The sequence below is a fragment of the Aurantiacibacter hainanensis genome (genome assembly GCF_036321025.1).
In the GTDB taxonomy this organism is placed as follows: Bacteria; Pseudomonadota; Alphaproteobacteria; order Sphingomonadales; family Sphingomonadaceae; genus Alteraurantiacibacter; species Alteraurantiacibacter hainanensis.
The window spans coordinates 907,027-919,814 of sequence record NZ_JAZAPB010000002.1 but is presented as its reverse complement, the minus strand read 5'-3'; the positions used below and the strand labels follow the sequence as shown (position 1 = coordinate 919,814).

The window sequence follows — 12,788 nt, the reverse complement described above, 5'->3', positions numbered from 1 at the left end:
CATGTTTGCGTTCACTGGCCGCGCCTATGCTGGATACGCGAGACGATTGCCTTCTCAACCTCCAGCACCAGAAACAGGGCTGCGCCGATGGCGATGATAAGCGCCCCTTCGGCTAGGCTGAGTGGTCGCGTGTCGAAGACACGCTGCAGGAACGGCAGATAGGTGAAAGAAAGTTGTGCCACGATCACCGTGGCCAGCGCAATCAGCACCGGCTTGGTGCCGAGTGCGCCCTTCAGCGTTATCGAGCGCATATGGATGAAGCGCACGTTGAAGAGGTAAAATACCTCCGCCACTACCAGCATGTTGACCGTCATCGTACGCGCCTTCTCCACGCTGGCGCCAGCATTCTGCACACCGAAGAAGACCAGCAACACCACGGTTGCGAACAATGCCGAGACGAGCAAGACACGCCACAGCAGCAGTCCGGTCAGCAAGGGCGCATCACGCTTGCGCGGCGGCCTTTCCATAACGCCCGGCTCGGCCGGCTCGAATGCCAGGACCAGCCCCAGCGTTACCGCAGTGACGAGGTTGATCCACAGGATCTGCGTCGCGGTCAGCGGCAATGCAAAACCTGCCAGTATGGCGAGAATAACGACGATCGCCTCGCCTCCATTGGTCGGCAGCGTCCAGGCAATAACCTTGGTGATATTGTCGTAGACGGTGCGGCCTTCACGCACGGCGGCAACGATCGAGGCGAAATTGTCGTCCAACAAGACCATTTCCGAAGCCTCGCGCGCGGCTTCGGTCCCGCTGTTGCCCATTGCCGTGCCGATATCGGCCTGCTTGAGCGAGGGGGCATCGTTGACTCCGTCGCCGGTCATCGCGACGATCTGTCCGAGGGCCTGCAGCGCGCGCACGATCCGCAGCTTGTGTTCCGGGCTGGCGCGCGCGAATACCGAGACGTCCGAAACGCGGCGGGTAAGCTCTTCGTCGTCCAACTCTTCGATCTGTGAGCCGGTCAGGGCTTGCGGATCGTCGGCCAGGTCAAGTTGGCGGGCAATCGCCCGCGCTGTCGCGGCATGATCGCCAGTGATCATCTTGATCGCGATGCCGGCGGAGCGGCACTCGGCAATGGCCAATTTTGCCTCCTCCCTCGGCGGATCGATGAAGCCCATCAGCCCCAGCATTGTCGCTCCGCAGAGGTCTTGGTGCGTCAGCCGATCGAGCTGCACTTCCGGCTCCAGCATGGCAAAGCCCAGCAGGCGCTCGCCGTTGTTCGCCGATCGTTCGACGAGGGCCTGCCAGTCGACGGCGGCCGCATTGCAGCAAAGCGACAGCACCGCTTCGGGCGCACCCTTGACGAAGATCACGCGCCTGCCGTCGGGCGCCCGGTGCAGCGTGGCCATGTAGCGGTAGGAGGCGTCAAACGGGAGCTCGTCCAGCCGTGGCCAATCGCGCTTCAGTCTATCGCTCTCGATCTCGCCCTTGGCGGCGAGCGCAAGCAGCGCGCCTTCCATCGGATCGCCGGAAACGCCCCACTCGCCATGCTCTTGTACCAGCTGCGCATCGTTGCATAACACGCCGCAGCGAACCAGATCGTCGGTATCTCCGGCCTTCTCCAGCGCCCCGTCAGCAGGAGTCACCTCGCCATCGGGCGCATAACCGATGCCGCTGACACCATATTCGCGTTCGGGGGTCAGCAAACGCACCACCATCATCTCGTTGCGAGTCAGCGTCCCGGTCTTGTCGCTGCAGATCACGCTGGTGGCGCCAAGCGATTCCACCGCCGGCAGCTTGCGGATCACCGCCCGGCGGCCGGCCATTCGCTGCACGCCGATGGCGAGCGTTATTGTGATTACCGCAGGCAGACCCTCCGGGATCGCCCCCACGGCCACGGCAACCACCGCGATCAAGGCATCGACCCACGGATAATCGCGCACGAAGACCGCGAAAGCGAATAGACCTGCGCCAAAGGCAAGGATCACCAGTGCGAGCAGGCGGGCGAAGGTGTTGATCTGCTGCAGGAGCGGGGTGACCAGCTGCGGCACATCGAGGAGCATGCCGCTGATCCTGCCGATTTCGGTCCTACTGCCGGTCTCCACGACCAGCCCGGTCCCCTGCCCGCGCGCGACCAGCGTGCCCGAAAACGCCATGGAGGCGCGATCGCCCAGCGCCGCGTCCTCGCGTACCGGTTCCTCCTGCTTCTCGGCGGCAACCGACTCGCCGGTGAGCGCCGCTTCTTCCACCGCGAGGCCTCGCGCGCGCAGGATACGCAAATCCGCAGGCACGCGATCGCCCGCTTCGATCAGCACGACGTCGCCAGGTACAAGGCCCGCCACCTCGATCTCGCGCCTTTCGCCGTCGCGCAGTACATTTGCATGGGGTGAAATGAGGCCGTGCATGCCGCTCAGCGCCTTCTCCGCCCGCCCCTCTTGGACAAATCCGACGAGCGCATTGACCAGCACGACCAGCAGGATGACCACGGCATCGACTGCATGGTCGAGCAGGAAGGCCGCCACGGCAGCGGCCAGCAGGAAGTAAATCAGCGGATTGTTGAACTGTCCAAGGAACCGCACCAGCGGAGAGACGGGCTTCGCTTCGGGCAGGCTATTGGGTCCGTGCTCGGCCAGCCGCTTTTCGGCAGTCTCATTGGTCAGACCTTCACGATCCGAAGCAAGCGCGCGGAGAGCTTCTTCGGCTTCGCGAGGATGCCAGATATCGCTCGTTTGCGTCGTCATGCAGCATTCTCCGCTCGTTCGGCTTTCCCGGCCAGCCCATGACGCGATCGAAGCAAGGTTTTTCGCGACGCGCGCCGGATTGGCCCCCGTGCTCCTGTCGAGTAGCGGGCGAATGCCCCTGCGCACAGCCGGAAGAACATCGGCGTGGAGCGGCTTCCCGTGGAACTCCTGCCGCCGCGCCAGTGTTCCATTTCAAATATGCTAGACCAGCAATGCCCGCAATCGGGCTAACCGAAACGGGAGATTCGGCATCCAACAGCACGACACCCCTACATCGATGGACAGTGATACCGTTCCGTCCGCCTTGGCAAGGTTCAGGGCAATCGTGCTCGACCTCGACGGTGTAGTTACCGATACTGCAGATCTCCACGCGGCAAGCTGGAAGCGACTGTTCGACGAGTTCCTGCAGCGCTGGAACGAACGAACGGGTTCCGCACAGGCTCCATTCGATATCGGAGCCGATTATCGGCAGCATGTCGATGGCAAGCCGCGCTACGCGGGCGTCCAGGCGTTCCTCTCCTCCCGCGAAATCGAGCTACCTTACGGCAGTCCGGAAGATCCGCCGGAGCGGGAGACCGTGAGCGGCCTGGGGAATCGCAAGAACGCAATTTTCAACGAGACGCTGGCAAGCGACGGCGTCGAGGTGTTCGAAAGCTCGGTGAAACTGATCCGGCGGCTTCGTGCGGCGGGGTTGCGAACGGGGCTGGTCACGTCCAGCAAGAACGGGATGGCGGTCCTCGAAGCGGCGGGAATCGCCGATCTGTTCGACTTGATCGTCGATGGCGTGAAGGCCGAACGGCTGAAGTTGAAGGGCAAGCCCGATCCCGACACCTTTGCGCAAGCTGCCGCAGAACTGGGGCTGGAACCGCGCGATGCGGTGGCGGTGGAGGATGCGCTTTCGGGCGTCGAAGCTGCCAAGCGCGCCAATTATGGCCTGGTGATCGGGGTGGACCGCAACGGTCAGGCAGCCGCGCTGCGCGAACATGGGGCGGACGTCGTGGTGAAGGATTTGGGAGAACTCGATATCGCCGCTTTCGCGCAATGCCCCGATCTTCCCGACGCAGGCAAGCACTTCGCGGAAATCGCGCGCGAGCTCGAAGGGCGGTCGCCAGCGGTCTTCCTCGATTACGACGGCACGCTCACGCCGATCGTCGACAGCCCAGAGCTCGCGGTCCTTGACGACGATATACGCTCCACAATTCGCCGGCTTGCCGGGCTCTGCACCGTCGCAATCATCAGCGGCCGCGACCGCGCCGATGTGGCGCGGCTCGTGGGGCTTGATGAACTGATCTATGCCGGCAGCCACGGTTTCGACATCGGCGGGCCCGGCGGCCTGGAAAAGCAGCACGAGCGGGCAAAGGAGTTTCTCACGCCTCTGGATAGAGCGGAAGCCCGGCTGAGCAACGCCCTGGCGTCGATCAAAGGCGCCATTGTCGAACGCAAGCGGTTTGCCATTGCCGTGCATTATCGCCTGGTCGATCCGGCCAGGGCGGCCGATGTCGAAGCGGCGGTCGATCGGACGGTCGCAGACGGGGCGATCGAAGACGCGGGGCCAATGCTGCGCAAGACAGGCGGGAAGAAAGTTTTCGAGATCAGGCCCGATGTTGCCTGGGACAAGGGCCGCGCCGTCCTCTGGCTGCTCGAAACGCTGGATCTCGACCGGCCCGATATCCTGCCGATCTATATCGGTGATGACGAAACGGATGAGGATGCCTTCCGCGCATTGCGCGACCGCGGTCTGGGGATCATGGTGGGGGACGTGCCGCAAAATAGCGCCGCCAAGTGTGTCCTGGGCGCCCCGACCGATGTCGCCGAGCTTCTGGGGAAGCTCATCCAGCTTCTCGAGGACAAAAAATGAACGACTGGAAGCTATGTTATGACGATTTCGACCCCCACGACGAAGGTCTGCGAGAAGCGCTTTGCACACTTGGAAACGGCTATTTCGCCACGAGGGGAGCCGCCGAGGAATCTGAGGCGGGCGAGTTTCATTATCCCGGCACCTACCTGGCAGGCGGGTATAATCGCCTGACCACGGACCTTGCAGGCCGCTCAATCGAGAACGAGGACCTGGTTAATCTGCCCAACTGGTTACCGCTGACTTTCCGCCCCGAAGGCGGCGACTGGCTGAACCTGCTTGCGACGGAGATCCTGTCCTATCGGCAGGAACTCGATATGCAGCATGGCCTGCTGCGGCGGATGATGCGCGTGAAGGACCGACAGGGGCGGATAACCGCGATCGAGACCACCCGGCTTGTTCACATGCACGAGCCTCATCTGGCAGCCATAGCGTGGGAGATCCGGCCTGAGAATTGGTCCGGTGAGGTAACGATCCGCTCCGCTCTGGACGGGCGCGTGGTCAATTCCGGGGTGGAGCGTTATCGGCAGCTTGCCAGCAGGCATTTTTCCACCCTGACTGCCGAGCAGGTCGGTGAAGAAAGCATCGCCCTTCTGGCGGAGACCAGCCGATCGCATTTACGCATTGCGCAGGTGGCGCGCACCCGGGCGTTTGCCGGCAGCCAGCCGCTTCGGATCGAGCGTTCGCTGGTCGCGGAACCGGATTTTATCGCGCAGGATCTGGTGGTGGCGCTTACGGCCGACCAGCCGCTCAGGGTCGAGAAAGTCGTGGCGATGTATTCCTCGCGTGATCGTGCGATTTCGGATCCGCTCGGGGCAGCCTGCATCTGCATCGCCGGGGCGGGAGATTTCGCGGAGCTGCTCGAGAGCCACAAGCGGGCTTGGTCGCAATTGTGGTGGCACGGCGATCTGGTGTTGAAGGCGCGGCACCGCACGCAGATGATCCTGCGGCTACACATCTTCCACCTGCTCCAGACCGTCTCGCCACATACGGGCGATCTCGATGTAGGCGTGCCCGCCCGCGGCCTGCACGGCGAAGCCTATCGGGGGCACATTTTCTGGGACGAACTGTTCATTTTCCCGTTTCTCACCCTTCGGCTGCCGCAGATCACTCGCGCGCTGCTGCTTTACCGATATCGCCGCTTGCCCGAAGCGCGCCGGCTTGCGCGCGCCGCTGGCTTTTGCGGGGCGATGTATCCTTGGCAAAGCGGCAGCACCGGGCGCGAGGAAACCCAGGTCGTGCACCTCAATCCGAAATCCGGACGCTGGCTTTCGGACAATTCGCAGCTGCAGCGTCACGTCAACGCCGCCATCGCCTACAATGTCTGGCGATATTACGATGCGACCCGCGATGAGGAATTCCTGAATTTCCATGGTGCCGAAATGCTGTGCGAGATCGCCCGGTTCTGGGCCAGCATCGCGCGATGGAACCCGAAGCGCGAGCGGTACGACATTCGCGGCGTCATGGGACCGGACGAATTCCACGACGCCTATCCGGAAGCCGAACAGGCGGGTCTGGATAACAATGCCTATACCAACGTGATGGCCAGCTGGGTGCTGCAACGCGCGCTTACCGCGCTCGACCGGGTAGAGCCGGTGCGGCGCAGTCAGTTGTGCGAGACGCTGTCCCTTGGCGACACGGAACTCGAGGCGTGGGACGAGATCAGCCGCAAGCTGTTCGTGCCCTTCCATGACGGAATACCGAGCCAGTTCGAAGGCTACGAGCACCTGGAGGAGTTCGACTGGGAAGGATATCGCGAAAAATACGGCGACATCCACAGGCTCGACCGGATTCTCGAGGCCGAAGGCGACAGCGTCAACCGATACAAGGCTTCCAAGCAAGCCGATGTCCTCATGCTGTTCTATCTCTTCTCGATCGAAGAACTGCACGAACAGCTCGAACGGCTGGGCTATTCAATCGATGACGATACGGTTTCCAGAACGGTCGATTACTACCGGCAGCGAACGTCCGATGGATCGACGCTGAGCCGGGTGGTACATTCATGGGTGCTGGCACGAATTGACCGGTCGCAGTCGTGGACGCTGCTTAGGGAAGCACTCGAGAGCGATGTCGCCGACACGCAGGGCGGTACCACCGCCGAAGGCATCCACCTTGGCGCGATGGCGGGCACCGTCGATTTGGTGCAGCGCGGCCAGACCGGGCTGGAGATCAGGGAGGCGTTCTTTCGCCTCGACCCGCACCTTTCGGAAGATATGCAGGACCTCAGTTTGCGGCTGCGCTATCGGGGCCACTGGCTCGAACTCGAGTTCGGCTGCGAGACGTTGACCATGACCGCGCCCGACGGATGGTCCGGCCCCGAAAGCATCATGATCGGGAACGATACGTTCGCGTTCGGAGCCGGCGCAAAGCTCGATCTGCAATGTCGCGACGGCAGCTGGTCTAGCGTTGAATAGTGGCCGGGAGCGATCGCCGGGTCTGACGCTCGCGGAGATTTGGCAGCTTTCAGCTCAGGGTAGCCACGGCGTATAGCAGCAGGCCGCCAAATCCAGCATAAACAATGCAGACCGGCAGCGTGACCTTAAGTACCGAACCCTCGCGCCCGACCAGGCCGACGGTCGCGGCACCGGCCACGATATTGTGCGGGGCGATCACATTTCCGATGGCTGAGCCGAAACCTTGTCCGGCCAGCCCCAGCAATGGTGAAAGCGCAGTTGCCCTTGCTGCTGTCAGCTGAAAGTCGGCGAGCAGGATATTGGAAGCCGTGGCCGAACCAGTGACGAAGGACCCCAGCGCGCCGACCAGCGGCACCGCCAGCGGCCATTGCGATCCCAGCAATCCTGCCGCTCCTCCCGCGAGCAATGTGATCATTCCGCTGTGAACCATCACTCTCGCCAGCAACAATACCGCCAATAGTGCTAGGGCCACCTGCGGAAGGCGGGCCGCCGCACTTGCTAGCGAGGGGACCAAATGTCCGGGCTCGCCGCGTCGGGCCAGGGCCGCGCCCCCGAGGGCAAGCATCAGCATCGTCCCCGGATGGTAGAGCGGGGCGACCGTACCACCAAATTCCCCGGCCATGCTCCAGTCCAGCGTGTAACCCTGCAGCGCCACCGAGATGGGGGGAATAGTGCGCGTGGCCAGGATGATCGCGAGCACCAGCGCATAAGGCAGCGCAGCACGAAGAACCGCCTTGCCGTCGACCTCTTTCGCTCCCGGTCGAGCCGGCCATCGCCACCGGGCAAAGCAGATGAACAGCAGGCCGCCGATCAGCGCACCGCCGAGCGCCGGCAATTCCGGCCCGGCCAACCATGCCAGAGCGAGTGCCGGGATCAGAAAGAGCAGGGCCGCTACCGGCGCCGCTGCCCATGCGGCGCCAGCAGGCAGCCGCGCCAGGCGGAATACGAGGAATGCCAGCGCCCATCCAAAGGCGGCATGCAGCATCATGATTGTCGCTGACAGGAGACGAGGCTCGCTCGGTAGAGCCTCCAGCAATGGCACCATCGGGGTTCCGACCGCACCGAACGAGACTGCGGCGGCGTGACCGATCAGGGCCAGCAGCAGCGACCGATGCGGTGAAAAACCCAGCGACACCAGCATCGGTGCGACCAGCGCTATCGGGGTTCCGAACCCCGCCGCCCCTTCCAGCAGCAGGGCAAAGAACCATGCCAGCATCAGCGCCTGCACTTCGCGCCGGTCGGAAACCGATGCCAGCCATACCCCGATCTGCTGCGAGGCACCGGAGCGGGTCTGGAATTCATACAAGGCAAGCGCCGGAAACACGATCCACAGGATTGTTGCCGCGGAAAAGCCCGCCTCCAGCAACGGACCGGAAAGCGAGGCCGGATCGGTGCCGTAATCGAATACAAGTATTGCTAGCGCCACCGCCGTCGTCGCTCCGGCCATGCCCGCCTGCGCTGCGGTCCAGCCCAGACCGATCATCCCGATCAGCAAGATCAGGATCGGCAGCAAGGCAAGCAGCGGCATCATGCGATCATGCCAGCATTTCAACCGATACCGCGTGATTGGTCTGGCCCGTGGCGGCAAATTGCGAGATGTTACCGATCGTCGTCTCGGCGATCGCGCTTAGCGCTTCATGCGTCAGAAACGCCTGATGACCGGTGATCAGCACATTTGGGAAGGTCAACAGACGGGCAAAAACATCGTCCTGAATGACCGTGCTAGAAAGGTTCTCGAAGAACAGGTCCCCCTCTTCTTCGTAGACATCCAGCCCGACATGGCCGATCTTCCCACTCTTGAGGCCCCGGATCAGGCTGCGCGCCTCCACCAGTGCTCCGCGACCGGTATTGATGATCATCACCCCCGGCTTCATCGTGGCGATTGCTTCGGCGTCCACCAGATGATGTGTTGCCGGGGTCAGCGGACAATGGAGAGACACGATGTCGGCCTGGGCGAACAGATCGGGCAGATCGGCATATTCCGCGCCGGCTTCAACGAACTCGGCAGAGTGATGGGGATCGAAGCCCAGCACGCGGCAGCCGAAGCCCCGCATGATGCGCGCCACACAATTGCCTATCTTGCCGGTGCCCACGATCCCGATGGTCCGGTCTTTGAGATCGAATCCTACCAGCCCGTCGAGGGCGAAATTCCCTTCCCGCACCCGCGCATAAGCCTTGTGAATCTTGCGGTTCAACGAGAGGATGAGAGCGATCGTATGTTCCGCGACAGCCTCGGGCGAGTAGGCCGGAACACGCGCTATGGCGATGTCGAGATCCCGCGCGGCAACAAGATCGACATTGTTGAAGCCAGCGCATCGCAAGGCCACCAACCGAATCCCGCAATCCTTGAGATACGTCAACACTTCGCGGTCGAGCGTATCGTTGACGAAGGCACAGATCGCATCGCATTGTCCGCTCAGGGCCGCTGTCTCGGCACTTAGCCGCATCTCGAGAAACCGCAGCTCATGGGAGCTATCCTGCGCAGCATTCGCCCGCTCAAGGTACGTCTGATCATAAGGCTTGGTGCTGTATACCGCTACTTTCATGTCCGTACTCCACGTCTGGGCCCGCTTTACGATCGGAGGCTTGTTCATCAATGGTGTGCGACGAAAAGGCTCGAATGACAGATATCGGGGCGCAAAGCGGCCATGGTCCAAACGACCGCTATCGGGGCGTTAGCAGCTTGTTCGCTTCTGGGCGAAGTCGGTAACAAGAGGACAGTCAGCTTGCGGGGAGACTTACTTCCCCGCAAAATCCAACAGCTGATGTTCGGCTAACGAGCCGATTGCGGACATTCGGGAGAAACCTTTGAAGGTTGTCAGCCTGTCGATTAACGTTGGGCCATGAGAGAACCAATTCTCGAGGAAGGAAATACTTGCTGGCGCAAGGTTCGCGCCGACAAGGTGTCCTTTATCGTGGATGCTGCCGATTATTTTGCTGCTGCAAAGGAAGCGATCCTGCAGGCACGTCACAGCGTTTATCTGATCGGCTGGGAGTTTGATCTCGAAATTCGTCTGCGCCCCGACGTGGATGACCCCGAGGTGCCAGACCAACTACGTCAGTTTCTCCAGTTCGTCGTCGAGAACCGTCCTGAGCTGGAAATATTCGTTCTCCAATGGCGCGGTGCGATGCTCTTCAACATTGCGCGCCAATTGGGTTCCTATCTGCTGCTGAAGGCAAGAGCCAAACCCCAGATCCACTTCCGCCTTGATAGCGAACATCCTGCAGGAGCCTGCCACCATCAGAAGATTGTCGTGATCGATGACGCCATCGCCTTTTGCGGAGGGATCGATATGACTTCGGGGCGATGGGACACACGGTCCCATCTAAGCGCCGACCATAGGGATGGTTTGCCATGGCACGACATGACCTGGGCTCTGGACGGAGAGGTTGCGAGAAGCCTGGGAGAGCTTGCTCGCTGGCGGTGGAAGAATGCAACCGGTGATGAGCTCCCCATCCCTCCACGGTGTCACGCAATTTGGCCCGAGCAGCTTGCGCCAGACCTCTACGATGCAGTGGTTGGCATCGCTCGAACCAGCCCCGGTTATGGAGACAATCCACGGATTGAAGAAATCGAAAAGCTCTGGTGTGCGGCAATTCGGTCAGCAGAGCGAACGATCTATATTGAAAACCAGTTCCTCTCATCCGGGAAGATCAGCCATGCGATAAAGTCGAAACTGGAAGAGGAAGGTGGACCGGAGATCGTTATCATCCTGCCTTTCTCGGCAGAAAGTTGGTTGGAAAGCGAAGCCATGGACTCCCGGCGGTCCTTCATTCTGGATGATCTCCGCAAATCCGACCGCGAGGATCGCCTGGGCGTCTATCATCCCGTCAACGCGAATGGTGAGCCCATTTACGTTCACGCCAAGTTGCTCCTCGTGGACGACAGTTTCGTGAGGGTCGGTTCTTCAAACATGGCAAGCCGCTCATTGGCGGCCGATAGCGAGTGCGATCTGGCAATGGAGGCTGTCGATCAGCCGGAGCTGAAAGATATCCTAGTGAATTTCCGCACCCGTCTCCTGGCGGAGCACTTGGGTGTGCCGGTCGAGACGATAGAGGCGGAGTTAGAGAGCACCGAGGGAAGTGTCCGCAAAGTCATCGAGAGACTGCGCAAGACGAATGGCAGGAGTCTGCGGGTTCTTGAAGCTAGCGAATTGAATGAAAGCGAAAAGGCGCTGGCGGAGAGCCGCCTGATGGACCCTGAAGAACCGATCAATGCATGGCGACGAGTTGCAGGATTTGCGAAGCGAGAAGTCCGTCGCAAACGAGTACTCGCGACTCTTGGCGGGCTCGCCATAGGGGGGTTGGTGGCCCGGCAATTCATCCGGCGGCCATGACGATCGGACATCGCGAAGACAGCCCGCCCAAGTTCCGTGCAGTCTCGCATATACCGGGAACCCCGCTCCTAGGGGCCGCTTCTGAGCACCCAGAGCCCGACGATCAATATCCCTGAAGCGATCGCTACAGACCAGCTCAGTGCGCCTATCCAGTGCTTTCGAACAGTCTCCACCTCATGAGCGGACAGATTCTCGAAAGACTTTCCGGCCCGCCGCCCGGCCATGAGCGCGATCCCGGCCGCCAAGACAAGGAAGGCGCTGGCAATGCCGCGAGCAAGCCAAGGCGGCTCGAAATCGCCAAAAAAGACATGGAATGCGATCGCCAACCCGATCGCCCCAAAAGCGGTGCGAAGGGCTCCGAAAAATGTTCTTTCCGTTGCCTGAGCCGTGCGGTCCTCGGCAAGATCAGTTCGCTTCTCTGACTCGCCATCTTCGCTTTCCGGTTCGTTTTTCCGCATATTCGAGCCGCCGATAATCGCCTCCGAAACAAACTCCACCACCCTTTACGACCTTGTCGTGGCACCATCCAGTCCTCCGCTCATTGATCGAATGAGGAGTTGTCCTCCCGAACGATGCGATAGCTCCTCCTAACCAAGTCGAACGACAGGAGAAGGAGCATGCCTGACGATAAGCCCAGAGATCATTCAGTAATTGCAAGTGACCGCGTGGAAGGCACAACCGTTTTCGGAAAGGACGGCGACAAGATCGGCACCGTCCGTCGCATCATGATCGACAAGATCACCGGCCAGGCCCGCGATGTCGAAATCTCGGTTGGCACCTTCTTCGGCATGGGCGGCGAACTTCACAGCCTTCCTTGGGAGAAGCTCAATTATGATACTCTTCTCGACGGGTACAAACTGGACGTCACCGAGGATGAACTGCGTAATGCGCCCACTCACTCAGAAAGCGACCGCGATCGGCAGTATGATCCGGACTACCAACGTGAAGTCTACACTTACTGGGTCGTGACTCCATATTGGCAATAGTCACATGCTCGTTTCCTTGAGGGTGCGACGTTCAGTCCTCCCCCTGCTCTTGCTCCTTGCGGCTTGTGGCAAGGACAGTGAGGCAATCGACGAGCCTGTAGAGATCTCGGACCTGACCGGGCTCTATCTGGGCGATGGCCAGGGCGCGGAACAAGACCGCATGTGCATGCTCCGCGCTCCTTCCGGCCCGGTATGGTTCGGCATCGTTACCGTCGCCTCTGACGGCGCGGCTTGCAGCGGCCTCGGAAAAGCGGCCAAGAGGAATGGAAGCGTCCTTCTGACAATGTCTGGCGAGGGGGATTGCGAAATACTTGCCACGATTTCTGGCGGAGAACTCGAATTTCCCAACAGCTTGCCTGAAGGCTGCGCCTACTATTGTGGCCCCGACGCAAGTCTGGCCGGGGCGTGGTTTGAGAAAACCGGCGTTACACAAGAAGCGGCAAGGGAGGCGACCGATCTGGTCGGTGATCCGCTCTGCACGGTGCCGGGAACGGCGAATATCGTCGAAGAGGAATAGG

Annotated in this window: 9 protein-coding genes; 5 read left to right on the top strand and 4 right to left on the bottom strand. The window is 61.2% G+C overall.

Features of this window, described 5'->3' with window-relative positions:
• Nucleotides 1-11 precede the first annotated feature (11 nt).
• Nucleotides 12-2,678 (bottom strand): HAD-IC family P-type ATPase, encoded by a 2,667-nt coding sequence (locus AAA989_RS11715; RefSeq protein WP_338243771.1) that lies wholly within the window; start codon nt 2,676-2,678, stop codon nt 12-14.
• Between the two features lie 325 nt (nt 2,679-3,003).
• Between AAA989_RS11715 and otsB the strand changes: the two genes are divergently transcribed.
• Nucleotides 3,004-4,536: a trehalose-phosphatase gene (gene otsB / locus AAA989_RS11710; protein WP_338243769.1), complete on the top strand. Its 1,533-nt coding sequence runs from the start codon at nt 3,004-3,006 to the stop codon at nt 4,534-4,536.
• Nucleotides 4,533-6,947 carry a glycoside hydrolase family 65 protein gene (locus tag AAA989_RS11705; RefSeq protein WP_338243768.1) on the top strand — a complete coding sequence of 805 codons (2,415 nt, stop codon included), beginning with the start codon at nt 4,533-4,535 and terminating at the stop codon, nt 6,945-6,947. Before otsB ends, AAA989_RS11705 begins: the two co-directional genes overlap by 4 nt.
• A 49-nt stretch (nt 6,948-6,996) precedes the next feature.
• On the opposite strand, the gene AAA989_RS11700 is transcribed toward AAA989_RS11705, so the two are convergent.
• Together AAA989_RS11700 and AAA989_RS11695 are read right to left on the bottom strand one after the other, a co-directional pair.
• Nucleotides 6,997-8,478 carry an L-lactate permease gene (locus AAA989_RS11700; RefSeq protein WP_338243766.1) on the bottom strand — a complete coding sequence of 494 codons (1,482 nt, stop codon included), beginning with the start codon at nt 8,476-8,478 and terminating at the stop codon, nt 6,997-6,999.
• 4 nt (nt 8,479-8,482) lie between these two features.
• On the bottom strand, nt 8,483-9,493 hold the full coding sequence (locus tag AAA989_RS11695; RefSeq protein WP_338243764.1) for a 2-hydroxyacid dehydrogenase: 1,011 nt from the start codon (nt 9,491-9,493) through the stop codon (nt 8,483-8,485).
• A 297-nt stretch (nt 9,494-9,790) separates the two neighbouring features.
• Here AAA989_RS11695 and AAA989_RS11690 point away from each other — a divergent pair, with 297 nt between their 5' ends.
• Nucleotides 9,791-11,284, top strand: coding sequence for a phospholipase D-like domain-containing protein (locus AAA989_RS11690; protein ID WP_338243761.1), 1,494 nt, complete (start codon nt 9,791-9,793; stop codon nt 11,282-11,284).
• A 68-nt stretch (nt 11,285-11,352) separates the two neighbouring features.
• Here the strand turns inward: AAA989_RS11690 and AAA989_RS11685 are convergent, their stop codons facing one another.
• Entirely contained in the window at nt 11,353-11,784 is a 432-nt protein-coding gene (locus AAA989_RS11685) for a YidH family protein (RefSeq protein ID WP_338243759.1), read from the bottom strand.
• 117 nt (nt 11,785-11,901) lie between these two features.
• Here AAA989_RS11685 and AAA989_RS11680 point away from each other — a divergent pair, with 117 nt between their 5' ends.
• Together AAA989_RS11680 and AAA989_RS11675 are read left to right on the top strand one after the other, a co-directional pair.
• A complete protein-coding gene (locus AAA989_RS11680; RefSeq protein ID WP_338243757.1) occupies nt 11,902-12,270 on the top strand; it encodes a PRC-barrel domain-containing protein in 369 nt (122 codons plus the stop codon).
• Nucleotides 12,271-12,274: 4 nt separating this feature from the next.
• The gene (locus AAA989_RS11675) at nt 12,275-12,787 is read left to right on the top strand and encodes a hypothetical protein (RefSeq protein WP_338243755.1); all 513 of its coding nucleotides are present in this window, start codon (nt 12,275-12,277) and stop codon (nt 12,785-12,787) included.
• The last annotated feature ends 1 nt before the right edge of the window (nt 12,788 follow it).

Coding starts and splice junctions, on each gene's coding strand:
- AAA989_RS11715 (WP_338243771.1), bottom strand. CDS start 2,678: ATGACGACGCAAACGAGCGATATCTGGCATCCTCGCGAAGCCGAAGAA.
- AAA989_RS11705 (WP_338243768.1), top strand. CDS start 4,533: ATGAACGACTGGAAGCTATGTTATGACGATTTCGACCCCCACGACGAA.
- AAA989_RS11700 (WP_338243766.1), bottom strand. CDS start 8,478: ATGATGCCGCTGCTTGCCTTGCTGCCGATCCTGATCTTGCTGATCGGG.
- AAA989_RS11695 (WP_338243764.1), bottom strand. CDS start 9,493: ATGAAAGTAGCGGTATACAGCACCAAGCCTTATGATCAGACGTACCTT.
- AAA989_RS11690 (WP_338243761.1), top strand. CDS start 9,791: ATGAGAGAACCAATTCTCGAGGAAGGAAATACTTGCTGGCGCAAGGTT.
- AAA989_RS11680 (WP_338243757.1), top strand. CDS start 11,902: ATGCCTGACGATAAGCCCAGAGATCATTCAGTAATTGCAAGTGACCGC.
- AAA989_RS11675 (WP_338243755.1), top strand. CDS start 12,275: ATGCTCGTTTCCTTGAGGGTGCGACGTTCAGTCCTCCCCCTGCTCTTG.